The organism is Amycolatopsis sp. NPDC059021 (assembly GCF_042739895.1).
Classification (GTDB): Bacteria; Actinomycetota; Actinomycetes; order Mycobacteriales; family Pseudonocardiaceae; genus Amycolatopsis.
In genome coordinates, this window is the sequence record NZ_JBHYIQ010000096.1 from 13525 (window position 1) to 36534 (window position 23010).

Sequence of the window (23010 nt, forward strand, 5' to 3'; positions counted from 1 at the left end):
GTGGATTTCGCTTTCGACGCCAAGACCGAGGAACTGCGCGGCAAGCTCCTCGAGTTCATGGACTCGCACATCTATCCCGCCGAGCCGGTCTTCGAAGAGCAGCTCGCGGCCGCCACCGACCCCTGGGTCACCGCCCCGATCGTCGAGGATCTCAAGAAGGCCGCGCGCGAACGCGGCCTGTGGAACTTCTTCCTCCCCGGCGAGCGCTCTGTTGGTGCCTCCAAAGCCGGCGGGCTTGGGCAGGGCCTGACCAACCTCCAGTACGCCCCGCTCGCGGAGATCACCGGCCGCAGCATCCGGCTGGCGCCCACCGCGCTGAACTGCGCCGCGCCGGACACCGGGAACATGGAAGTGCTCGCCATGTTCGGTTCCGACGAGCAGAAGAAGCAGTGGCTGGAACCGTTGCTGGAAGGCGAGATCAGGTCGGCCTTCGCGATGACCGAGCCCGACGTCGCCTCCTCGGACGCGCGCAACATCTCCACCAGCATCCGCCGGGACGGCGACGAGTACGTCATCAACGGCCGCAAGTGGTACATCTCCGGCGCGATGAACCCGAACTGCAGGATCTTCATCGTGATGGGCAAGACCGATCCGGACGCCGCCCCGCACCAGCAACAGAGCATGATCCTGGTCCCCCGCGACACGCCGGGCCTGACGATCAAGCGCGGTATGCACGTGTTCGGCTACACCGACGGCGACCACGGCGGCCACGCCGAGGTCCTGTTCGACGACGTCCGCGTGCCCGCGGAGAACCTGATCGCCGCCGAGGGCGCCGGGTTCGCCATCGCGCAGGCACGGCTCGGCCCCGGCCGGATCCACCACTGCATGCGGGCGATCGGGATGGCCGAGCGCGCGCTGGAGATGATGTGCCGCCGCACGATGTCGCGGGAGGCGTTCGGCAAGCCGATCGCCGAGCAGGGCGTCGTGCAGGACTGGATCGCCGAATCGCGGGTGCGCATCGAGCAGCAGCGGCTGCTGGTGCTCAAGACCGCGTGGCTGATGGACACCGTGGGCAACCAGGGCGCGCACACCGAGATCCAGGCGATCAAGATCTCCACGCCGATCACCGTCGAATGGATCGTCGACAAGGCGATCCAGGCACACGGCGCGGGCGGGGTCAGCCAGGACTTCGGGCTCGCCGAGATGTGGGCGGGGGTGCGCACGCTGCGGCTGGCCGACGGCCCGGACGAGGTGCACAAGCGCTCGCTGGCGCGGCGTGAGCTGAAGAAGTACCGGACGGAGGCTCGATGAGCAGCATCACCGCGGACGACCTGCGCACGCGGGTCGCGGATTTCCTTGCCGCGCATGACTTTTCGGCCATGGACCGGCTGGAGTTCCTGCGGGCGCGGTTCGACGCCGGGCTCGCCTGGGTCCACTTCCCCGAGGGCCTCGGCGGCCTCGGCGCGGCGCGGGCGCTGCAGTCCGTTGTGGACGAAGAGTTCACCGCGGCGGGCGCGCCGGACAACGAGCCGCGCAAGAACGTCATCGGGCTCGGCATGGCCGCGCCGACGATCCTCGCCTTCGGCACGCCGGAGCAACGCGCCCGCTACCTCCGTCCACTGTGGACCGGAGAGGAGATCTGGTGCCAGCTGTTCAGCGAGCCGGGCGCGGGGTCCGATCTCGCGGCGCTGGGTACCAGGGCGGTGCGTGACGGCGACGACTGGGTCGTGACGGGCCAGAAGGTGTGGACCTCCGGCGCGCACATGGCGCGCTGGGCCATCCTGGTCACCCGCACGGACCCGGACATCCCGAAGCATCAGGGCATGACGTATTTCCTGTGCGATATGACCGCGCCGGGCGTCGAGGTCCGGCCGCTGCGTCAGATCACCGGCGAGGCCGAGTTCAACGAGGTGTTCCTGACCAGCGTGCGGATCCCGGACGCGCAGCGGATCGGCGCGGTCGGCGAGGGCTGGAAGGTCGCGCAGACGACGCTGATGAACGAGCGGGTCGCGATCGGCGGCACGGTGTATCCGCGTGAGGGCGGGATGATCGCCCCGGTGGTGAAGACCTGGCGGGAACGTCCCGAACTGCGCACGCCGGAGCTTCAGGACCGGTTGGTGAAGCTGTGGGTGGAGGCGGAAACGCTGCGGCTGGCCGGGACCCGGCTGCGGCAGCAGCTCGCCTCCGGCGCGCCGGGGCCGGAGGGCTCGGCGATGAAGGTCGCGTTCTCCGAGCTGAACCAGGCGGTGTCCGGGCTGGAGATCGAACTGCTCGGCGAGGACGGACTGACCTACGACGACTGGACGTTCCGGCGTTCGGAGTCGGTCGACTTCACCCGCCGCAGCCCCGGATACCGCTATCTGCGGGCGAAGGGCAACTCGATCGAGGGCGGCACCTCGGAAGTGTTGCGCAACATCATCTCCGAACGTGTCCTCGGCATGCCGTCGGAGCCGCGTGTGGACAAGGACGTCGCCTGGAAGGACCTTCCCCGATGAGCGAGGCGCGCGAGCCCGAGGTACTTGCTACCGCCGAGGGCGCATCAGCAGAGCCGGATCTGCTCTATTCCGAGGTCGAAGAGGACCTGCGGGCGAGTGTGCGGGATCTGCTCACCGACCAGGCGTCCCCGGCGGCGGTGCTGAAGCGGGCCGAAACTGCCGAACCGTACGACCTGAAGCTGTGGCGCACCCTCGCCGCGGACCTCGGCGCGGCCGGGCTCGCGGTGCCCGAGGAGCTGGGCGGGCACGGCGCGTCGGCCCGGGAAGTCGCGGTGGTGCTGGAGGAACTCGGCCGGTCGGTGGCGCCGGTGCCGTTCCTGGGCAGCGTCGTGCTCGCGACGTCGGCGCTGCTCGGCGCGGACACGGTCCAGCCCGTGGTGGCCGAACTGCTCCCCCGCCTCGCGGCCGGTGACGTGATCGGCGCGCTGGCCGTGCCGCTGACCACCGCCCCGGACGCGGAATTCCCTTCCGCCGTCACGGTGAACGCCGACGGGTCGCTGAGCGGCCGGGTCGGCAAGGTGGCGGACGCGTCGGCCGCCGAACTGCTCGTGGTCCCGGCCACCGGGCCGGACGGACCGGGGCTGTACGCGGTCGAAACGGCGTCCGCGGGTGTTTCGGTGACCGAGCTGGTGTCGCTGGATCTGACGCGGCGCGTCGCCGACGTCGTCCTGGACAACGCACCCGCGCGGGTCGTGGCTTCCGGCGCCCAGGCGCCGGCGGCGTTGACCTACGCGCTGACCACGGCGGCGGGTCTGCTCGCGTCGGAACAGCTCGGCATCACCGAGTGGGCGCTGACGGAGACCGCGGAGTACCTCAAGACGCGGTACCAGTTCGGCCGTCCGGTGGGTTCGTTCCAGTCGCTGAAACACCGGCTGGCCGATCTGTACACCGATCTGGTGAACGCCAGGGCCGCCGCGCGGTATGCGGCCGACGCGCTCGCCACCGGCAGCGAGGACGTCCCGGTCGCGGTCGCCGTCGCCCAGGCGCGCAACGCCCCGATCGCGGTCCACGCGGTCGAGGAGGCCGTGCAGCTGCACGGCGGGATCGGCATGACGTGGGAACACCCGGCGCATCTGTACCTCAAGCGCGCCAAGGCCGACGAGCTCGCGCTCGGCACCCCCGCCCGGCACCGGGCCCGCCTCGCCGAGTTGGTCGACCTGCCCGTTTAGGCCGGGCCACCGTGACGGACTCGGTCGCCCTGTTCGGCGGGGTCGCGAATGGCACATACGGACGCTCAGCGCCGTCGATGTCCCATTCGCGACCCTCGCCCTCGGCCACTCAGCCGATCTGATAGGCGCGGGTGATGGTCTGGCTCACCGCGTTGCCCTTGTCATCGGTGGCCTTGGCCCGCAAGGAGGCGAACCCGCTCACCGGGTGGCGGACCTTGGCCGTCCATTGAGGACCGTCCGGGGTCAGCTCGACCGGTTGCCAGGTGGCCCCGTCGTCGTAGGAGATCTCCACCGACAACGCGGTGACCTTCGGCGGCGAATCCTGCCGGGTCACCGTCACCGGGAAGCTGATCTCCTTGCCGCCCGGCACGATGTTGCGCAGGTCCGCCGGTGGGGCGAACCCGACGGCGAGCATGCCCAACGGGCCCTCCACCCGCGGGCCGGGCACGACCGTCCACTCACCACTGAACTTGGTGGAGGCGGGCCACCATGGCTTGTCCCTGGTCACCTCCGTGGTGATCCGGTACGTTCCGAACCGCGCCGGGGCCTGGAAAACACCGCGTCCCGGCGAGTTCTGGGTACCGAGCAGCCGACCGTCCAGATAGGCCGAGGTGGTGCCCCGGTCCAGTCCGTAGATGTAGTCCGTGCCGCTGCTGTGCCCGGCCGCGTCGGAGAACACCGGCAACGTGACGTCGAGCGCGTAGTCCTTGGTCTGCGACACCCACGGACGGCCCGACCCGGTGGTGCCGGTGAAGGCGGGGCCGATGACCGCGGCGTTCCAGTCGATACGGTAGGACTTGCCCGCCGCCAGGGTGCGCGGCCCGTCGACGAGGGTCCCGCCGGGGAGGGCGGCGGTATCGGAGAACTCGACGCCCTGCACCTGGAGTCGCCAGCCACCCGGGGTGAAGTAGCGCCGTTGCTCGGACTGGGGCGCGGCACTCATCCCGCCCCGGTCGATCGCCCCTTCCGGACCCACCACGAGCGCGGACACCATCGGGGGAAATTCCTTGGCGTAGCCGTGGTAGGCCATGGTCACCGCGGCCACGTCCGCGGCCCTGGCCTCGTGTACCAGGTTGGCCGGGATGCTGCCCGCCGACGGGTAGTACAGGTCGTACTGGTAGTCGCTGCGGTCCCGCGTGGTCAGCGAGGAGGTCGACCCGCCGGCCTTGGCCAGTGCCACGTAGCGGTCGGCGGTGTATCCGTTCACCTGCAGGGTCGGCAGCGACCAGGTGTCAGCCGCGGCGCCGAGCAGCCTGGCCGAGGCGCCGGCGTCGACGAGGCGGAAGGCCGCGAGGCGTCCACCGGCCGCCTTCACGTTGTCGATGCGCTTGCCGGCCTCGGTGACGAGGATGCCGTCCGGGAAGTCCAGCACCACCAGCTTGTCCTTGGCGTCCACCTTGGACAGATCGGCCGGTGTGCCGGCACCGCCGTAGACGGTGCCCAGCCGCTGGGTGGACGGCGGGACGATGTCGGAGAACCGCGTGAAGCCCGCATCCACCGCCAGCGGCTGTTCCCCTTCCGCGGTGAGTTCCAGCCACGGCTGATACAGCTGCGCGTCCTCGGTGAAGCGGAAGTACTTCGAGCTCACCCCCGGGGTGGAATACGCGTAGAGCCGCTGGAACTGTGCGCCGGCGGCCAATCCGAGCGTCACCGGCTCGTGCGGCCCCTCGGGGCGGGTTTCCAGCCGGGCGTTCAGCCCACCGTCGAGGGCCCCCGTCTGGTCCGTGTGGACCGCCACCGGCTTGGCCTGGCGGGCGTCGAAGGACACCGTCGTATCGCGGGTCACCTTGACGTCCGGGTTGGCGAACGCGGTGATCTCCACCGGCGCGCCCGGCTTGCCGGCCGTGAGCCCCGCGCTCAGGGTGTACTCCCCTGGCGGCACCCGCATCGACTTCCCGGCGTAACCGAAGAAGCTCTGTCCGGTGTGGACGTTGACGGCGACGGAGGTCTGGTTGTCCTGCGCGCCGGGGGCGTTGCCGTCCCTGCCCAGCGTCTTCACCGACAGGTCGTACAGCTCCGGCTCGTCCTGCACCCCGACCGGGGTGCGCACCCGCGTCTTGCCGTCCGCGGTGCCGGCCAGCAGCAGACCCGTGTAGGTGCCGGGCCTGCCGGACCTCGAAGTGAACGTGATGTCCACAGTGGACTTGCCACCCGCGGGCACGGTGACCGGGTTCGCCGAGATCTTCGCCAGGTTCGCGGCGGGCGGCTGCCCCTGTTTGTCCGACAGGGTGAGGGCCAGGTTCAGCGTGACCGGGGTGGTGCCGGGGTTGGTGTAGGTGACCGTGCGCTTGCCGGGCTTGCCCGACCACCGCACGACGGTGTTCACCGTCGCGGGCTCGGACCGCACGGTCTGGGTCACCGCACCGGCCACGTCGAGCCGGCCGCCGCCGATCGCGGTCACCCCGATACCCGGTAGTTCCCTGGCCGTACCGACCAACCCGGACTTGAGCTGCTCGCCGGTCCACTCGGGGTGCTGCTGGGCCAGGATGGCCGCCGCCCCCGCGGTGTGCGGGGTGGCCATCGAGGTGCCGGAGAGCGTGGTGTAGTGCTCGCCCACCGGTTTGCCCAGCGAAGTGCCCTGCGCACGTGCTGCCACGATGTCGCTGCCCGGGGCACCGATCTCCGGCTTCACCGCGCCGTCGCCGACGCGCGGGCCGCGGTCGGAGAACGGGGACAGCGCGTCGGACTTGGTCACGCTGCCCACGGCCAGCGCCGCGTCGGCCGTGGCCGGGGAACTCACCCCCTCGTCCTGGCCGCTGTTGCCTGCGGCGACCACGAACAACGTGCCGTACTGCTTGCTCAGCTTGTTGACGGTCTGCGATTCGGGGTCGGTGCCGTCGGTGGGGTAGCTGCCCAGGCTCAGGTTGACGATCTTCGCCTTGGCCTCGCGCGCGGCCCACTCCATGCCGGCCATGATGTCGGACGCACGGCCCGAGCCGCCGTCGTTCAGCACCTTGCCGATGGCCAGCTTGGCGTCCGGGGCGACGCCCTTGTACTTGCCTCCCGAGGCCGCGCCGGAGCCGGTGATGCTGGAGGCGACGTGCGTGCCGTGCCCGTGGCCGTCGACCACGCTGCCCTTGCCGCTGAAGTCCTTGCTCTGCCCGACCTTCCCCGCCAGGTCGGGGTGTCCGGCGTCCACCCCGGTGTCCAGGATGGCCACCGTGACGCCCTTGCCGGTGTAACCGGCCTGCCAGGCCACCGGCGCGCCGATCTGCGGCACGCTCTGGTCCAGCGAGGCATGCACCCGGTGGTTGAGCCAGATCTTGCCCGGCCCGCCGGACAGCGCGGCCGGTCCGCCCGCGCTCAGCCCTGCCCAGAACTCCTTGGCGTCCTTTTTGGACTCACCGAGTTCGGTGTAGCCCAGTTCGCCGAAGCTGCGACCGCGCTGGGCGCCGGCCGGCGCGGCCGAGCGGGCGGCCACGCCGTCGGAGTACTCGGCCAGCAGCGGCAGGGTGCCGGTGCCGGCGTCGTCGTAGCCCTGGCGGATCAACCCGGTGATGTTGAACAGTTCCCGGTCGAGCCTGCCCGCTTCGACGAGCGGAAGGGCGGAGACCGGTACCAGATACGAGTCGGTGGTGTCCCCGTGGCGGGCGCCGAACTGGACGTACGGCGTGTGCCCCGAGCGGGCATCGTCCCGCATGGCCAGTGACCAGTGGCCACGCGCGTCCCTGCGCGCGCTGACCTGGTCACCGGTGATCAACGTGACCCGAGGGCCGTCGCCGTCCCCTGCCGGTGCGCCCGGCGCGGCGGCCGCGCCCGCCTGGCCGGGCACGGCCGCCAAGGTCGCCGCCGCGCAGACCGTGGCCAGCACGCCGGCGGTCAGCCGTCTCCGTGGTGTCATCAGTACTCCCTCGTGAGGTGATACAGGGGTTGCCGGGTATCGGGAAACTCGGGTGGATACGGGCCGGCCGACGGGTCACTGTCCTGGCGGGACAGCGCCCTGTTCGTCGGCGACGGCGGTTCGCACCGAACTGGAGAAGGTCACGGTGCCGGGTTTGATGCCCGCCACCGTGATGTCGTTTTCATCCGGCTTGAGCTGGGTCCGGCGTTCCCCGATGAATTCACCGGTAGCGGGGTCGACGATGATTTCCCTGCGGAAGGTGCCGTCGACCGGGTCGACGCCCAGTGCGACGCCCGTGCGGCCGTCGAGGTTGGCCACCTGCTCGGTCACCTTGAGACCGGGGATCTTGGCCACGGCGCGGTAGAGCGACTCCTCGAGGTCGGCCGGCACGGCACCGGTCTTGAGCAGCCGTGTGGCGATGTCCAGTACCCCGCCGAGCTTGGGTTTGTTCACCACCGAGAGGTCGGCCGCCATGAGGTCGTACAGCTGCTGCGGGTCACGCGGTAACTCGTCCAGCTGCCGTTTGGTGGGTGCGCCCCATTCGTCGGCGGACCGGCCGACGATGGCCATGGCCTTGGCGGGGAACTTTCCGCTCGTGGCGCGCCATTCACCACTCGGCCAATACACGTTGAGGTCGGCATCGTGGCTTTTTTCGATCTGCTCGGTGGCGGCCTTGAGCGTTTTTTCGGTGCCGATGAGCCATTTCCTGTTCCCGGTGGGCGCGGTTTTGAGCAGCCATTGCCCGTCGAAGTCGCTGGGCTGCCAGGTCTGGGTCAGCTGTTCGCCGGAGAAGGCGGCCGGGATCCTGCTGTCGTTCCACAGGAGCCAGGTGCGGGTCGCGACATAGCGGAACTTGCCTGCGGGAAGGGGAGTCTCACCGGTGACATGGATCTTGTCGGCGGCGGTGTTCAGTGCCTGCTGCACCGACACGAACTTCACCCCCGGCGCGGCTACCGGGGCCGAGGAGTCACCATGGCCGGCTCCGATGATCGCCGTCGTGGCACAGACGGCGATGACCGCCGCCGCGGCGGCACCGATCCACCAGCGCCGCCCGGTGGAGGACACCGGTTTTCCCCTGAACTCGGTCAACGGGGTGGTTTCGGATACCGGAGTCTCCTTTCCCTCGATCGACCGCACCGCGTTCAGCAGGGCCTTGTTGGCGGCGACCAGGGGCTGCCGGTCGGTGAGCTCCCCGGCGCGCAGCAAGTGCAGTGCCTCGTCCAGCTCGTCGTTCGTCCACAGGCGACGGACGTTGTCCTCAGTCATCGGTGCGCTCTCCTTCCAGACTGGGTAGGGCTTTGGGCGTGGCCTGGGCTCGGAGCAGCCGTCTGACCCGGTGCAGCCGGGAACGGACAGTGCCCGCGGGAATATCGAGTACCGCACCGATTTCACTGGCATCCAGCTCTCCCCAGCCGGCCAGCAGCAACACGTCCCGATCCCCGGGGGCGAGATCGGCCAGCGCGGCGGCCAGTTCCCGGACCCTGACCTGAGCGTCGACCCGGTCGGCCACCCGGTCGGCGTGCCCGTGGGTGACCTGTGTGCCGTGGTCGCGGGCGGTCATCCGCAGGTACCGGATTTCGGCCCTGGCATGCCGGCGCAGCAGGTTGGTGGCGATGCCGAACAACCAGGCGCGGGCGCTGGCCCGTGCCGGGTCGTAGGTGGCCCGGCGCTGCAACGCGATCAGGAACGTGTCACCGACCAGATCGTCGGCTACCGCCGGTCCGGCGCGGCTGGCCAGATATCGGCGCACGTCCCTGGCGTGGTTGTCGAACAAGCTCTGGAAGACCGACTGAAGGTCGTGCCCGCACAAGTCCGGTCGATCATCACCGTCCACCCCGCTCGCCGGGGCGTACCGCTCAGCCCTAGTCACATCGCATATTCACCCGAGCCGCCGGAAGTGTTCACCCCCGCCACGCGACACGAAGGCCCAGGGACCCCGGCAACCGGTCCGGGCCCGTTCACCAGGCAAGGTTATGCCTGCTAGAAGCGGTGACGAACCTGCGGGGCACACGGAACCCGCAATGGCCGATGTGTGGCACATCACACGGGCGAGGTGCTCTTCCTCCCGGAACGTCGCCGTGCCGCCGCGGAACGGCACGGCGACGCCGGGAACCCCGGCCGAGTCGCCGTCTCAGCCGCTGAAGTTCTTCTTCAGCTCTTCGAGCCGTGCCCGGGATTCCTTTTCGGACAAGGACTTCGCGAGCAGCTGCCGGGACAGATCCTGGTAGATCCGGACGCCTTCGGAATCGTGCATGAACGTCCGCACGAAATGGTTTTCCAGGAAGATCGCCGGGGAGAACCCGTCGAACTCGTACCGCACGTAGTTCCCGTGCATGCCCCCGTGGAAGCCGGTCCCGGTGGGCACGATCCGCAGCGCGACATTGTCGAGTTCGCTCAGCGCCAGCAGATGGTCGAACTGCCGTGTCATCGCCTCGTCGTCGCCGACGCGGATTTCGAGGGCGTGTTCGCTGATGAGGGCGAGCAGTTTCACCGGATCGGGCCGGGTCAGGATCTCCTGCCTGCCGAGGCTGAGCACCAGCCGGGTGTCGATCTCCTCCGGGCCGATCACGGTCTTGGTCCACAGTTCACGGGCGTATTCGGCGGTCTGGAGCAGTTCCGGCAGAACCATCAGCGACCACACGGTGACCCGCTCCGCGGCCTGCTCGTAGCCGAGCGCGGTCTGCTGTGCCAGCGGCAGTCGTCCGGCCAGGGTCGCCAGCCAGTCGGTCTCCCCCGCGTGCCGCGCCAGCCGCAGGGTCTGTTCGTAGCGCCGGCCGGTGACCTCGAGCGCGCCGAGCAGCCGCACGACCTGTTCGGGGCTCGGTACCTCGGTTCCCCGTTCCCAGGCGGCCAGTACCGACGGCGCGATGCCGAGTATGACCGCCAGCCGCTCCGGTGCGACCTCGAGGTCCAGGCGGACGCCGCGCAGGGCGGCGGACAGGGCCCTGGCGCACGGGGAAGCGGTCTTCGGTTCCATGCGGTCATCGTACGAACACCGTCTATTCCCTGATCGGATCACGGAGTTACGGCTCGTACACACCGCAGCCCCCCGCCGGGGGCCCGCTCAGGAGCGGCCGGATGGGCGGATGGCGTCGAGGAGGAGGTCGGCGTAGTGGTCGCCGATCTGCCGCGCCGACAGCGAACCGCCGCGCCGGTACCACGAGCCGAGGTGATGCACCGACCCGAAGAAGAAGTCGACGATCACGTCGGCGGGCTTGTCCGAGCGGAATTCGCCGGACGCCTGCCCTTCCTCGATCATCGACCGGAACCGCTCGTGGTACTTGCGCCGCTCGGCCCGCACCGCCTTCTGCTTCTCGGCGCTGAGCTGGTGCATCGACTGCAGGAAGATCGTGTTGTCGTCCAGGTTGTCGATGCTGCTCACGACGACGTCCGAAGCGGCGGCGGCCAGCCGTTCGCGCAGGGGCGCGTTGCTGGAGACGACGCCTTCGAGCTGCTTCGTCTGCTCGCGCAGCACACGGGCGTAGATCTCGTAGAGCAGGTCGTCCTTGGAGCCGAAGTAGTGGTACATCGCCCCCTTGGTGACGCCGGCCGCCTCGACGATCTCCTGTACCGAGGTGCGGTCGAAGCCCTTCTGCGCGAACAGTTTCGTGGCGTGCTGGAGCAGGCGCCGGGGCACGGCGGCCTGGTCTTCGCCCGGCGTTCCGGCCGCGTCGCCCGTTTTGCGGGCAGTCGCTCTGGTCACGGCCCGACCCCCTTCGTGGTACTGGGACGATCAGCATACCGGCTGGTCGGTCCCCTGCCGCCTCACCCACCGCTCAGGAAGCGCCTCGGGGTGTCGACCAGCATCGTGGTGAGGTCCGCCTCCGGCACGCCACGCTCGCGCAACGCGGGCAGGACGTCCTGGACGATGTGCAGGAAATGCCAGTTCGGCGCGAGCAGCGGGATCTTGTCGTGGTCGACCCAGTCGATGTAGCAGGACGCGTCGTGCGAGAGCACCATGCTGCTCGCGTAGCCGTGCGCGCACATCGCCGCGACGGTCGCGACCCGTTCTTCGAAGGGCAGCAGCTGGTCGAGCCCGAAGCGGTCCATGCCGAGCAGAGATCCGCGATCGGCCAGCGCCTTCAGGTAGTCCAGATCCGTGCTGTCGCCGGAATGGCCGATCAGCACCCGTGTCAGATCGACGCCCTCGGACGCGAAGACGTCCTGCTGTTCCAGGCCACGCCGGGTCCCCGCGTGCGTATGGGTCATGATCGGCACCCCGGTTTCGCGGTGTGCCCTGGCCACCGCGCGCAGGACCCGCTCCACGCCCGGCGTCAGGCCCGGCTCGTCGGTGGCGCACTTGAGGATTCCCGCCTTGACACCGGTGCCCGCGATGCCGTTCCTGATGTCCCCGACGAACATCCCGACCAGCGGTTCGTCCCCGTCGAACATCGTCCCCGGCCCGCGGAGGCGCAGGTAGTGCGGGACGTCGTTGTAGGTGTAGAGCCCGGTCGCGACCACGATCGAGAGATCGACCTCGGCGGCCACGCGCTGCACGCGCGGGATGTAGCGGCCCAGCCCGATGACCGTGGGATCCACGATCGTGTCGATCCCGGCCGCCTTCAGTTCCCGCAGGCGCCGGATCGCTTCGGAAACATGCTCCTCCTCGTGGAATCCACCGTGCTCCGGATAGTTCGCCAGGAATTCGGGGCTCAGCACGAACAGGTGCTCGTGCATCAGCACCCGGCCCAGCGCGTCCGCGTCCACCGGCCCGCGCACGGTCTCGACGACGGCCATCAGGCGCTACCCCCTCGCCCGCAGTTCGCGGCGGAGAATCTTGCCGCTGACGGTTTTCGGCAGTTCGTCGAGCACTTCGATCACCCGTGGGTACTTGAACGCCGCGAGCCGTTCCTTGCAGTAGGCCACGAGTTCCTGCGGGTCCGCGGTGACCCCGGGTGTCGCGCTGACGTAGGCCTTCACGCTTTCCCCGCGATAGGCGTCCGGCACGCCGACGACGGCGGCTTCGCGCACGGCGGGATGCGTGTAGAGGACGTCCTCGACCTCGCGGGGCCACACCTTGAACCCGGAGGCGTTGATCATGTCCTTCTTGCGGTCCACGACGTAGACCCAGCCGCGTTCGTCCATGAATCCGATGTCGCCGGTCAGCAGCATTCCGCCGGGCAGCGCGGTTTCCGTCGCTTCGGGCTGGTTCCAGTACCCCGGCACGACCATCGGGCCTTCGACGGCGATCTCCCCCGCCTGCCCGAACGGCAGTTCGCGCCGCTCGTCGTCGAGGATGCGCACGACGGTGTCCGGCGCGGGAAGGCCGATGGAGATCGTCCCCGACTCCGGGTCGATCGGTGCTTCGAGGGAGGCCGGCACGGTGACGCAGCCCGCGGTCGTCTCGGTGAGGCCGTAGCCGTTGTGGATGTAGTGCCCGAACTTCTCCCGGAATTCCTCGACGATCGCGGGCGGCAGCGCGGCTCCGCCGGAATAGAGCAGGCGGAACGACGCGAAATGCTCCCGGGTGACGCCGGGATGTGCCATCAGCGCCATGTACGCCGTCGACGGGCCGACCGTGTAGACCGGTTTGTGCTCCAGGAAGGAGTCGAGTACGACGCCGGGTTCGAACCGATAGGCCAGCGACAGCGTTCCGGCGATGTCGATCGCCGACGCGAGTTCGCAGACCATGCCGGTGATGTGGAACAGCGGCGCCAGCGCGAACAGCGTCTCGCCCTCGGGCAGCCCGCTGAACACGCGCAGCGTCGCGGCGTTCGTGCCGATGTTGCCGTGGGTGTTGGTCGCGCCCTTCGGTTTGCCGCTGGTGCCGGAGGTGTAACTGATCAACGCGACGTCGCCGGGCGAGAGCCCGGGGTCGGGCGGGCGCGGGCCGGTGCTCGCGCGGGCGACCGCCAGCAGGTCGTCGGCGCCGGGCGTGGGCTCGCGCGTCACCTTGCCGAGCACGCGCGGGTCGTCGCGGGTCTGGAATTCGAGTTCGCTCGTGGTCAGCGCGATTTCGACCGGGCTCTCCGGGACGACGCCGGCGAGGTAGCGGTTCCACGCGCTCTGCGAGCACACGAGCGCCTTCACGTGTGCGTCGTTCAGTACGTGGGTCACCTCGGCCGCGCGGTACATCGGGTTGACCGGGACGACGATGCCGCCCGCCTTCCAGGCGCCGAGCAGGGTGAGGACGAACTGCGGGATGTTCTGCAGCACGATCGCGAGCCGGTCGCCGCGCCCGAAACCGGACGCGCGCAGATGCCTTGCGATGCCGTCGGAAAGCTCGTCGACGTCCTGATAGGACAGTGCGGCGTCGAAGTACGCGATGGCGGTTCTGCCCGGTGCGCGTTCGACGCTCCGCCGGAACACCGCCGGCAGCGTCGTCGCCTCGACCGGCCCGGCGGCTTTCATCCGTTCGTCGTAGCTCGCGAGCCACGGCTTGTCCTCGTACCAGCTCACCCAGTGGCCTCCTTTGGACACCGACCAGTCGGTATGCCGACGCTAGAAGCCGACCGCGACGACGTCAAGCCGCCGACCACGCGAGATCTCCCCCTGATCACAGGAGATCTCCACCCGATCACGCGAGGACGCCACACCGTCCCCGACGGCCTCTCGCGCGTGGATGGAGATCTCGCGTGCCCGCACCGGGATCTCGCGTGCTTGAACGGAGATCTCGCGTGCTCCTGCTACGGAGCCTCGGACTTCGGCGGCGCGGCCGGTGCCTGGTGCAGCGAAAGAGCTTGTCCCGCCTCGGAATCCGGGGCCCAGCTGCCGGACTCCGCGGTCCAGGTCTGCCCGGCGAAACTCACCTTGTCGACACCGAGCTGGGCGGCGCGGCCGACCAGCCAGCTCGCGATCTTCCAGCCCTCGGGCACCGGGTGCTGCCCGCTTAGCCTGCCGGTGCCGAGTTCCCCGGCCGCCACCGCGGCGAGGTCCGCGGGCGGGGCGAGGGTGAGATTGCGGCAGGTGAGCGCTGCCGGGTACTGGCCGTTGAACGCCGCGGCCATGAGCCGCGACTGCGGTTCCCACTGGGCGTAGGCCTCGGGCACGCCGGAGAGCTGGACGGCCTGCGCCGCCTCGGTGATCGGCAGGTTTTCCCAGTTCGGCAGCTTCGCGAGCTTCTTGTAGAACGCCGTCGCCGCGTACACCGGGTCACGCAGCTGAGCGGGAGTGCCCCAGCCCTGGCTCGGACGCTGCTGGAAGAGCCCGACCGAGTCCCGGTCGCCGCCCTCGAGATTGCGCAGCTTCGACTCCTGCAACGCCGTGGCCAGCGCGACCGTCCCGGCGTGCGCGGGCATCCCCAGCTTGACGCCGACGGCCGCGATCGTCGCCGCGTTCCCCATCTGCTCCGGGGTGAACGTGTACGACGACTGGGCGCCGTTGTCGCCGGGCCTGCTCACCGTGCACCCCGGCGTGGCGACCGTGTCCCGCGTGAGCGCGACGCCGATGACGATCGCCGCGACCACCACCACAACGACGCCGAGAGCGATCGCCAGCTTCAGACCACAACCCCGCAAGCCCGTTCCCCCACCCTCACCCGTTCGTACCAGTCTGTCCTTATTGTGGACGTCGCCGGCCGGTCCAGGTTGCGATGGCTCGCGGTTCGAAGGTGTGACGGTCTTCGCAGGCGGTGCCGGGTACGCGTGGGGCGGCGAACCATCCGCCCCACGCGACCGCCCCCAGCCCCCGGGGTGTCCCCCGACGCGTCCTACCCTGCCCGCGTGCCCGCCCCGGCGGGAGGGAGCCGAACGGGGAAGAACGCCGGGAGGGTTCGGGGAGGATTCCCGCGCGGCCTTGACAGCCGCCGGCAGCCGTGATTGACATCGGGCCGGAGGTACCTCACCGTGGGTGATGGTGTCACCGTCGGCGGGGAGGTTGATCGTGACAACACCCAACACACGGCTGCGGGCGGCCAGGGAGCGCACGCCCTCGCCGCTGCATCCGGGCGAATGCCTGTCCCGCCAGGAACTGGCCGACCAGGTCAACACCCACCTGTGGAAAACCCGCGCGCTGCGAGCCGAGATCGACGCCGGGTACGTCGGCAAACTCGAACGAGGTGTCATCCGCTGGCCCGGCGGTCACTACCGGGAAGCGTTCCGGGCGGTACTGGGCGCGGCCACCGACGCCCAGCTCGGATTCCGGAACACCCGGCGGGCCGTCGCGCCGCTGCCGGACGGGGCGGGTATCGCGGGACACGGGGACCGGCTCGACGCGTTCCCCGCCGCTGTCCCGCGTCCGGTGCCCGGCACGGTCGGCGACAGCCACATCCGGGAGGTCGAAGGCGCCGCCGAGCTGTTCGGCCGCTGGGACCAGGTGCACGGCGGCTGGTCGATGCTCGAGGGCGCGCTGGCGCAGGCACGCTGGGCCAGTCACCTGGTCCGCGCGGACTGCCCGGAGCGGCTGCGCGGCCGGCTGTACCGGGGGCTCGCGGACCTCGTGGGCACCTGCGCCTTCAAACTCTTCGACAGCGGGGCGCACGAAGAGGCGTACCGCCACTTCCGGTTCGCACTCACCTGCGCCGAGGAAGCGGGCGACGGGCACCGGCGGGCGAAGATCCTCGCCCGCCTGGTACGCCTGGCCTTGTGGACGGGCCAGCCCGACCGGGCGCTCACTGTCGCCGAGTACGCCCTCGTCCGCGCCGACCGCCTGTCCCCGGCCAGGCAGGCCATGCTGCACGCCGCGCACGCCAAGGCGCTCGCCGCGAACCTGCGCGGGCAGGAGGCCCTCCGCGCGATCGGTGCCGCCGATGAGGCGTTCCACCAGGCGCCGGACGACGATTCCGACGCCCTGTGGGCGGATCTGTACACCGCCGCCCATCACGCCGGGGAGACCGGCGAGGCGCTGGCGACGCTGCAGGCCAGCGGGCTCGGCCGGTTCACCGACGATGCCCGGTTCGCCGTGGCCCGCGCCGGGTTCGGCGAGCGCTACCCTCGCGCCAGGGTGCTGGCCGAACTCCAGTTTGCGGCCTTGGTGATGGCGACCGGCGACCCGGTCGAAGCCGCGCTGGTCGGCAACGACGCCGTGGACAGCGCTGAGCTGATCCGCTCCGAGCGCGTCGGCCGGTTCCTGCGCGCCCTCGACCGGAACGCCGGACGGTACTGCGAAATCCACGAGGTCCGGGACCTCCGCGAACACATCAGGGAAACCCTCGGCTCGCTAGGATGAGGGCGGACCAAGGGAGGTCACCCGTGCCGGAGCAGCTTGCCGAGTCCACTGTGGATGGTGTCGGTTACGCGGTGGCGGATGCGGTCGCCACGCTCACCTTCGACAAACCCGACCGCAGCAACGCCATGGACGTCCCCATGCAGGAGCGGTACGGAACGCTGCTGCGCCGGGCCGAAGCCGATCCGGACATCCGCGCCGTCGTGCTCACCGGCACCGGCCGTGCCTTCTGCCCCGGCGCCGATCTCGGGCTGCTGGGCGACATCTCGGCGAAACCGCCGGAGCCGACCGGCGAGCAGGAGCACCGCGGCTACCTCAACGTGCTGGCCGCGGCGCTGGTCCGGGTGCCGGTGATCGCCGCGATCAACGGTGGTTGCGCCGGCCTCGGCTTCGTCGTCGCGTGCGCGGCCGACGTCCGCTTCGCCGCCGCGGGCGCCAAGTTCACCACGTCCTTCGCCCGTCGTGGCCTGATCGCCGAATACGGCGTCGCGAAACTGCTGCCCGAACTCGTCGGCCGTGGACGAGCGCTCGACCTGTTGCTCTCGGGCCGGGTCTTCACCGCCGAACAGGCCCTCGAGTACGGACTCGTCCAGGAAGTCGTGCCCGCGGAGGAACTCCTTGCTCGCGCGCGGGATTACGCGGGCGAACTCGCGACCCACAGCTCACCGCGTTCGATGGCGGCGATCAAGGCCCAGATCGAGCGCGAACCCGCGCTGACGCTGGAGTCCTCGGCGAGGGAAGCGACGGCGCTGATGCTGGACTCGTTCACCTGGCCCGATCTCGCCGAGGGCGTCGCCAGCTGGAACGAACGCCGCCCACCGGAGTTCCCGCCTTTCACCTCGGCGCGGCACTGAACACGGCGCTGAGGCGTCTCCAGGAGTCCTCTTCATCCAGGGCGCGTTCCGCCAGGCGTGTCACGAGCGTCTCGTAACGGTCCACATGCGACAACGCGGCCCCCACCGCGCGCACCCCGGCCCGCCGCTCCTCACGAGCCGCGCGCAACCCCAGCCCCAGCGCCGCAGGCGTCACGCGCTGCTTGGCGTTTTCTTCCCGCTCACCGGCCACGCTGCCCCCTCTGCGTCCGCTGCCCCGCCAGCCTCGGATGACCGGGCCAGACGTCCAGGTCGTGCTCGCGGCGATAAACGAGGTCGCAACTCCAGCACATATGCGGTACCCCGTGACCGTCCCGCAGATCCGACCGCTCGAACTCCGCCGGCGCCGCAATGCCACACAACATCGTGACGGCCTCGCCGGGCGCCGGAACACCCGTCAGCCTGGTGTGATGCCACACCCCGTCCACCACCGGATGAATCGCCGCGGTATCGACATAAATCACCGCACCCATCGGCTTCCCCTCGTTACTCGGTAAGAAAAAATCACAACTGGCGTCACCTTCTGTTTCACGATGCGTCCAGCGCCGAATCCTTCACATCAGCACTTACCGGCCGAGGCCGCGGCGGAGGAAACTCCAACAGAAGGTCGACAAGCTCCCGCAGCGAACCGGTCCGCTTCCAGACGATGCCGCGGCCGGGATCCCATCGGAGAGCCAAGACCTCGTCTGCTGACACAACCTGGAGGCTGTCCATGTATTGCGAGAAGGGCCAGACACAAACGCCGACGACCATCGCACCGGCCCCGTAGGCCGCCGGCACCCTCCCGAACAGCCATTCGTGATAGCTGTGCCGCGTCAAGCGGCGCAACTCGAGGTATTCGTCGATCGCAGGTTCGTCGCTCATGTCACCTAGCGTGATGGATCATGTACGCTCGAAGTACCCAAGAAGTAAGAAACCCTTGACCAGCGGAAACGCATCGCCGAGCAGCTTTGCCCAGCCTGCTCGGGCGGTGTCTTTTCAGCTCGGTCCTTACACTGGCCAGCAGGTTCCCCACCCGCGCCAGGAGGTATCCCGTGGGCAAGGACAACAGTGGCGGCGGGGTCGGCCCCCGAGTCGCCGAAGCCCGCAAACTGGCTGGGCTGACGCAGCGCCAGCTCGCGGCGCGAGCGCATGTATCGCTCGGCATCGTTCGCAAGGTCGAACAAGGCGAAGCCCCGGCATCACCTTCGTTCATCGCGGCGACAGCCCAAGCCTTGCACTTGCTCGTCACCGACCTCACGAAGCCGGACAGTTTCGCCGCCGCGACCGGCCGGTACGACACCGGTCAAGCCCTGGTTCCCGAGCTCGAACGCGCGATCATCGAGTTCGAAGACCCACTCATCACGACTCGCCCGGTCAGTCCGGAGGACACGTCCGACCTGCTGAACAAGGTGGTGGCCGCCGGGCGCCTGAGCCATTACGCCGAAGCCCTGACGGTGCTTCCGGATCTCTTGCGGAACCTTCACGCGCTCACTACCACAGTGTCCGGCCAAGCCGACCGCGAGCACGTCTACAGGCTCCTCGCCCAGGCATATCAATGCGCGATGTTCGCCGCGTACAAGATGGGAAACGTTTCCCTGAGCTCGTGGGCAGCGGAGCGCATGGGCTGGGCCGGTGCGCGGTCCGGCGATCCACTGTGGAGCGCGATGGGAGAATACTGCCGCGCGCAAACGATGATGTTCAGCGGTATTTTCCGATCGAGCGAAGCAGTGTTGAACAGAGCATCAACAGAATTGCAGAGCTCATCCGACACGCGCGCGATCGAGATCCGCGGAGCGATGCACTTGTCCAGTGCCATCAACGCGGCACGTCTCAGCAGGGCGGGCGACGCTGACATGCATCTGGCGGAAGCGCGCGACCTGGCCAGACACGCCCTCCCCGGCGACAACTTCGACACCTCATTCTCAATGGCCAACGTCGAGATTCACAGCGTCGCCGCCGCCGTCGAGATGTCCGACGGGCAAACAGCTCTCGAACGCGGCGCGGATCTAGACCTCAAGGGCAAGCTGTACACGTCCCGGATCGGGCACTACCACATAGACCTGGCGCGAGCCTGGTTCCTGCACGGCGACTACACCCGCTCGCTCAACGAAATTCAGCAAGCTCGAAGCATAGCCCCGCAGCAAACCCGCTATCACCCTCAGGTCCACGAAACGATCCGGGCAATCGCCCGCGTCAGGCGACGCTCCGAACCCGTGACACGCTTGGCAGTCTGGGCAGGACTACGGCTAAACGACATGTGATGCCGCAATTGCCGGAACACGACTACTCCTAAGGCCCTCGACGATGAGCACCGAAACGGCAATTCCGCCCTTGGCGGCACAAGTCGCCAGCCTGGTTCGTTCCATGATGCTCGAAATTCGTCCACGGCTGGTTTCCGCGGCGCTTACCGGCGAACGCGGCGAGCAGGAGAACCTGCGCCACAGCGACAACTTTCTCTCCGACTATGACTTGTGGATGCACGAGCGCTACAAGGAGGCACTCGTCGCGCATATCCCCTCCTTCGTATACGCGTCCGAAGAGGCCGAGCCGGAGGTGGTCGGGCAGGACGCCGATCCGGACCTGTGCGTTTTGGTCGACCCATTGGACACCAGCGAACTCGCCGTACGCAGCCTCCATGGCTACACGCACATCATGGTCTACTCCCGCTCCATCGCCAGGCCGGTCTTGTCGGTGATCGGAGACATCTTCCACCACAATCAGCTCTACATCGGTGCGCGGGACGAGGCGGGCGTCGACCGCGCGTTCCTCGTTACAGCTGACGCGGTGGAATACGTTCTCGATCGCCCCTCGCAAGCCAGTTTGCCGGAAGCGCTGGTCACGAACTACCTCATGCGCCCTGACGAGCGCTTCATCCCTCTCGCACGTCAAGAAGAGTTTCTCCGCGCCCTCAGCACGCCCGCCGACGACGGCAAGAAGAAGGGCCGTGTCGGTGTCGACTTCGGTTCAGTGAGCTTATGCCACGTAGCAGCCGGAATCACCGACGCCACAATGGAATTCGCGAAAGGATTCGCCATCTGGGACCTGTCGCCAGGGCACTACGTACTGCACGCGGCGGGCGGGACTGTGATCGATCTTCAAGGAAATCCGATTCCTCTCGACTACCGCCTGGATTCGCTCGCCGACATCGCGGCAGCGATGAGCCCACGCCAGACGTTCGTCGCCGCCGGCAACGCGAGCCTGGCCGACGAGATCTTGCAAACCCTGCACACCTAATTCGGGTCGGGTGTGGAGGCGATGCGGCCGACGGCAGCGAGGATCGCGTCGGCGACCTCGGCCGGAGGGCGTGTGCCGTCGATGATCGTCGCGCCGAGGCGTCGGTAGGCGGACTCGGCACGGTCATTGTGTTCGAGTGCCGCTGCCAGTTCCTCCGGGTGCTTGCCGAAGGCATTGGTCGTGCGGGTCAGGAGGCGGTGCCGGAGCGTCTCGTTGTCCACCACCAAGCAGACCACGGCGTCGAAGAGATCCCGCACGTCCGGCTCGTTCTCGACAGTTCCGCACAGGAACGCGGTCTTGCCGTGTGCTCTTGCCGCGAGCACCTCGACGTCGGCGCGGCTGATCCTCCACGCGAAGCGATCGAGCCAGCCTGCCGGCACCGGGTCGGGAGGGTCGGCGACGACCTGTCCGCTCGTCCGGTCGACCCAGTGGTTGTAGCCGTCCCAGTCGGCATCGGCCACCAGCGCTCCCCGGCTCTTCAGGAGCGCGCAGACCGTCGACTTGCCGGCCCCCGAGCTGCCTGTCACCCACACCAACGGCACCGGAGAAGCATCGCACAGGACCACGATGGTTCCGTCGACATGCTGCGAACATTCCATCGCGCCGAGCGTGGTCAGATGCGTCAGTCGGTATCGTCTCCGCCGCATAGCATCCCGAGCCGAAGAACCGGGTCAGAAATCGTACTTCTTCTTGAGTGCGGCAAGCGTATCGATGAAGCCATCCAACTGGTCTTGCGAGAGCCTGGCGTTGAGGAGTAGCCGGATGACGGCGTTGTTCTTCTTCACCGCGGGATAGCGGAAGATCGGGACCAGGTAACCGCACTCGGCGAAGTCCAATCGCAACTGCGCGGCAATCTCGTCGGAGCCGATCGCGATGGAAGTGATGTACGTCGGCGTCGGGTTGATGGTGCAGCCGGTCTTGGTCAGCTCCGAACGCAGCCGGTCGACACGGTCGAGGTAGTTGTCAACGACCGCCGGGTCGTGGAGCATCCGGCGCAGGACGTAGGCGATCGCGCTTGCCGTCGGCGGTTGGATGGCTGCCGTGAACATCGAAGTACCCGAAAGCATCTCGAAGGCCTGCATCGCGTCCGCGGGGCCGACGATGGCACCGCCTTCGAGCCCGACGGACTTCGAGAACGACATCATCAGGAACGTGGCCCTGCGTAGATCTTCGTACTCACGCGCAAAACGGCGCTGGCCGTTTCCGTAGACCATGAACCCGTTGGCGTCATCGGCGTAGCTGACCGCACCGAACTCCTCGCACAAGTCGAGGATCTCACCGATCGGCGCGATCGTACCGTCAGCCGAGTAGACAGTTTCGAAGCCGACGACCACCCGCCTGCCACGAACCTTCTCCAATACCTTGCGCAGGTGCGCGGTGTCATTATGGCGGAAGGTCAGCAAGTTGCGGCCGATGCCGAACTTCTCGGCGGCCTTCCACATGCTCCAGTGGCTGTCACGGTCGAGCACGAACACCATGTCGGTGTTGTCCACACCGAGACCGCCGGCGAACGAGAACCGGGCGCTCATGGCGTTGACGAAGCCGACGTTGGCCAGCAGACCTGACGCAAAGGTCAGCGCCCGCTCCCTGCCGGTGATTTCACACAGCAATGACTCGACATCGCGATGCGGTTGCGAGATGCCCGCCGTCATCCTCGACCCACCGGTGACAAGGCCGAAGTCGGCGGCGGCCGCAGTGAAGCTGGTGAGCACATCCGGTTCGTGCTGCCAGCCCAGAAATCCGATGCCCGCGAAGTTGACCAGTTTCCGTCCATCGATGTCGACGATCGCGTCATTGAGGCCATTGAGTACGGGCGGGTCGTATAACTCATTGCTTCGTTTGCTGGCCGCAACCCATTCGGCGAAACCCCACCTGTCCAGAGCCGAACCTGTGCTAGACAACGTCATTCGTAAATCCGTCCTTAAGGGGAGAGCGCGAGGATAGCGGAAATCACACGAACCTCACCTTAGGAGAACCTCGGGGCACGGGCCGGCAACATTGCCCTTCGGAACCTTTATCTTGAACGATTTTACCGCTTTCACGTGAACAACCACCCGCGAGCAACGTCCCAGTCGACAAAGCTCTCGAAAGGTACCAGTCGGGCAAGCACGTGACCGGTTGTTTTAACGACATACCAGACCGGAGGAATAGGTGGCAACGAGCCGGTAGGCTGCCTGCCCGCCTACGGTTTCCTCGGCACGCCTGGCTACCTGGCGCGAGGCACGGTGCCAGCGGCTCGGATCTGATGGTCAGGTTCTGCTCGTGCGCCATGTGCGTGCGAACCGCGGCGGGGGGCGGGGCCCCCCCGGCCGCGCGCGCGAGGGGGCGGGCGGGGGTCGGCGGGCCGCCCGCCGCCACCCTCGGGAGGGGGGTCG

At 68.6% G+C, this 23010-nt stretch carries 20 protein-coding genes; 7 read left to right on the plus strand and 13 right to left on the minus strand.

Annotation, left to right across the window (positions count from 1 at the left end; all coding sequences use genetic code 11):
• The 3 genes from ACFWX1_RS38050 to ACFWX1_RS38060 are packed head-to-tail and all read left to right on the plus strand — an operon-like array spanning position 1 to position 3604.
• Positions 1 to 1251 (plus strand): acyl-CoA dehydrogenase family protein, encoded by a 1251-nt coding sequence (locus ACFWX1_RS38050; protein ID WP_378394687.1) that lies wholly within the window; start codon positions 1 to 3, stop codon positions 1249 to 1251.
• On the plus strand, positions 1248 to 2435 hold the full coding sequence (locus ACFWX1_RS38055; RefSeq protein ID WP_378394688.1) for an acyl-CoA dehydrogenase family protein: 1188 nt from the start codon (positions 1248 to 1250) through the stop codon (positions 2433 to 2435). The genes ACFWX1_RS38050 and ACFWX1_RS38055 overlap by 4 nt, the downstream gene beginning before the upstream one ends.
• Positions 2432 to 3604 (plus strand): acyl-CoA dehydrogenase family protein, encoded by a 1173-nt coding sequence (locus ACFWX1_RS38060; RefSeq protein WP_378394689.1) that lies wholly within the window; start codon positions 2432 to 2434, stop codon positions 3602 to 3604. Before ACFWX1_RS38055 ends, ACFWX1_RS38060 begins: the two co-directional genes overlap by 4 nt.
• A 109-nt stretch (positions 3605 to 3713) precedes the next feature.
• Here the strand turns inward: ACFWX1_RS38060 and ACFWX1_RS38065 are convergent, their stop codons facing one another.
• From ACFWX1_RS38065 to ACFWX1_RS38100, 8 genes are all read right to left on the minus strand, one after another.
• Entirely contained in the window at positions 3714 to 7445 is a 3732-nt protein-coding gene (locus ACFWX1_RS38065; protein WP_378394690.1) for a S8 family serine peptidase, read from the minus strand.
• Positions 7446 to 7520: 75 nt separating this feature from the next.
• Complete coding sequence (locus ACFWX1_RS38070) at positions 7521 to 8711, minus strand: CU044_5270 family protein (protein ID WP_378394691.1); 1191 nt, start codon at positions 8709 to 8711, stop codon at positions 7521 to 7523.
• Positions 8704 to 9315, minus strand: coding sequence for an RNA polymerase sigma factor (locus ACFWX1_RS38075; protein WP_378394692.1), 612 nt, complete (start codon positions 9313 to 9315; stop codon positions 8704 to 8706). The genes ACFWX1_RS38070 and ACFWX1_RS38075 overlap by 8 nt, the downstream gene beginning before the upstream one ends.
• A gap of 261 nt (positions 9316 to 9576) precedes the next feature.
• A complete protein-coding gene (locus ACFWX1_RS38080; protein ID WP_378394693.1) occupies positions 9577 to 10422 on the minus strand; it encodes a helix-turn-helix domain-containing protein in 846 nt (281 codons plus the stop codon).
• An 87-nt stretch (positions 10423 to 10509) separates the two neighbouring features.
• Positions 10510 to 11148, minus strand: a complete 639-nt coding sequence (locus tag ACFWX1_RS38085; protein WP_378394694.1) for a TetR/AcrR family transcriptional regulator — start codon at positions 11146 to 11148, stop codon at positions 10510 to 10512.
• 62 nt (positions 11149 to 11210) lie between these two features.
• A complete protein-coding gene (locus ACFWX1_RS38090; protein ID WP_378394695.1) occupies positions 11211 to 12182 on the minus strand; it encodes a phosphotriesterase in 972 nt (323 codons plus the stop codon).
• A gap of 6 nt (positions 12183 to 12188) precedes the next feature.
• Positions 12189 to 13844: an AMP-binding protein gene (locus ACFWX1_RS38095; protein ID WP_378394696.1), complete on the minus strand. Its 1656-nt coding sequence runs from the start codon at positions 13842 to 13844 to the stop codon at positions 12189 to 12191.
• 227 nt (positions 13845 to 14071) lie between these two features.
• Complete coding sequence (locus tag ACFWX1_RS38100) at positions 14072 to 14875, minus strand: hypothetical protein (protein ID WP_378394714.1); 804 nt, start codon at positions 14873 to 14875, stop codon at positions 14072 to 14074.
• A gap of 391 nt (positions 14876 to 15266) precedes the next feature.
• Between ACFWX1_RS38100 and ACFWX1_RS38105 the strand changes: the two genes are divergently transcribed.
• Together ACFWX1_RS38105 and ACFWX1_RS38110 are read left to right on the plus strand one after the other, a co-directional pair.
• Positions 15267 to 16550, plus strand: coding sequence for an XRE family transcriptional regulator (locus tag ACFWX1_RS38105; RefSeq protein WP_378394697.1), 1284 nt, complete (start codon positions 15267 to 15269; stop codon positions 16548 to 16550).
• A complete protein-coding gene (locus ACFWX1_RS38110; protein ID WP_378394698.1) occupies positions 16547 to 17401 on the plus strand; it encodes an enoyl-CoA hydratase-related protein in 855 nt (284 codons plus the stop codon). The genes ACFWX1_RS38105 and ACFWX1_RS38110 overlap by 4 nt, the downstream gene beginning before the upstream one ends.
• Here the strand turns inward: ACFWX1_RS38110 and ACFWX1_RS38115 are convergent.
• Genes ACFWX1_RS38115 through ACFWX1_RS38125 form a run of 3 tightly spaced genes read right to left on the minus strand, consistent with a single transcriptional unit; the run spans position 17382 to position 18283 of the window.
• Entirely contained in the window at positions 17382 to 17612 is a 231-nt protein-coding gene (locus ACFWX1_RS38115; protein WP_378394699.1) for a hypothetical protein, read from the minus strand. The genes ACFWX1_RS38110 and ACFWX1_RS38115 overlap by 20 nt on opposite strands.
• On the minus strand, positions 17602 to 17892 hold the full coding sequence (locus ACFWX1_RS38120; protein ID WP_378394700.1) for a hypothetical protein: 291 nt from the start codon (positions 17890 to 17892) through the stop codon (positions 17602 to 17604). The genes ACFWX1_RS38115 and ACFWX1_RS38120 overlap by 11 nt, the downstream gene beginning before the upstream one ends.
• Positions 17893 to 17947: 55 nt before the next feature.
• Complete coding sequence (locus ACFWX1_RS38125; RefSeq protein WP_378394701.1) at positions 17948 to 18283, minus strand: hypothetical protein; 336 nt, start codon at positions 18281 to 18283, stop codon at positions 17948 to 17950.
• 170 nt (positions 18284 to 18453) lie between these two features.
• On the opposite strand from ACFWX1_RS38125, the gene ACFWX1_RS38130 reads away from it, so the two are divergent.
• Positions 18454 to 19662: a helix-turn-helix domain-containing protein gene (locus ACFWX1_RS38130; protein ID WP_378394703.1), complete on the plus strand. Its 1209-nt coding sequence runs from the start codon at positions 18454 to 18456 to the stop codon at positions 19660 to 19662.
• Between the two features lie 43 nt (positions 19663 to 19705).
• Positions 19706 to 20635, plus strand: coding sequence for an inositol monophosphatase family protein (locus tag ACFWX1_RS38135; protein ID WP_378394704.1), 930 nt, complete (start codon positions 19706 to 19708; stop codon positions 20633 to 20635).
• On the opposite strand, the gene ACFWX1_RS38140 is transcribed toward ACFWX1_RS38135, so the two are convergent.
• Together ACFWX1_RS38140 and ACFWX1_RS38145 are read right to left on the minus strand one after the other, a co-directional pair.
• The gene (locus ACFWX1_RS38140; RefSeq protein ID WP_378394705.1) at positions 20632 to 21282 is read right to left on the minus strand and encodes an AAA family ATPase; all 651 of its coding nucleotides are present in this window, start codon (positions 21280 to 21282) and stop codon (positions 20632 to 20634) included. The genes ACFWX1_RS38135 and ACFWX1_RS38140 overlap by 4 nt on opposite strands.
• Positions 21283 to 21306: 24 nt before the next feature.
• Positions 21307 to 22542, minus strand: coding sequence for an aminotransferase class I/II-fold pyridoxal phosphate-dependent enzyme (locus ACFWX1_RS38145; protein ID WP_378394706.1), 1236 nt, complete (start codon positions 22540 to 22542; stop codon positions 21307 to 21309).
• Positions 22543 to 23010: the final 468 nt, after the last annotated feature.

Coding starts and splice junctions, on each gene's coding strand:
- ACFWX1_RS38055 (WP_378394688.1), top strand. CDS start 1,248: ATGAGCAGCATCACCGCGGACGACCTGCGCACGCGGGTCGCGGATTTC.
- ACFWX1_RS38060 (WP_378394689.1), top strand. CDS start 2,432: ATGAGCGAGGCGCGCGAGCCCGAGGTACTTGCTACCGCCGAGGGCGCA.
- ACFWX1_RS38065 (WP_378394690.1), bottom strand. CDS start 7,445: ATGACACCACGGAGACGGCTGACCGCCGGCGTGCTGGCCACGGTCTGC.
- ACFWX1_RS38070 (WP_378394691.1), bottom strand. CDS start 8,711: ATGACTGAGGACAACGTCCGTCGCCTGTGGACGAACGACGAGCTGGAC.
- ACFWX1_RS38080 (WP_378394693.1), bottom strand. CDS start 10,422: ATGGAACCGAAGACCGCTTCCCCGTGCGCCAGGGCCCTGTCCGCCGCC.
- ACFWX1_RS38090 (WP_378394695.1), bottom strand. CDS start 12,182: ATGGCCGTCGTCGAGACCGTGCGCGGGCCGGTGGACGCGGACGCGCTG.
- ACFWX1_RS38110 (WP_378394698.1), top strand. CDS start 16,547: ATGAGGGCGGACCAAGGGAGGTCACCCGTGCCGGAGCAGCTTGCCGAG.
- ACFWX1_RS38120 (WP_378394700.1), bottom strand. CDS start 17,892: ATGGGTGCGGTGATTTATGTCGATACCGCGGCGATTCATCCGGTGGTG.
- ACFWX1_RS38125 (WP_378394701.1), bottom strand. CDS start 18,283: ATGAGCGACGAACCTGCGATCGACGAATACCTCGAGTTGCGCCGCTTG.
- ACFWX1_RS38135 (WP_378394704.1), top strand. CDS start 19,706: ATGAGCACCGAAACGGCAATTCCGCCCTTGGCGGCACAAGTCGCCAGC.
- ACFWX1_RS38140 (WP_378394705.1), bottom strand. CDS start 21,282: ATGCGGCGGAGACGATACCGACTGACGCATCTGACCACGCTCGGCGCG.
- ACFWX1_RS38145 (WP_378394706.1), bottom strand. CDS start 22,542: ATGACGTTGTCTAGCACAGGTTCGGCTCTGGACAGGTGGGGTTTCGCC.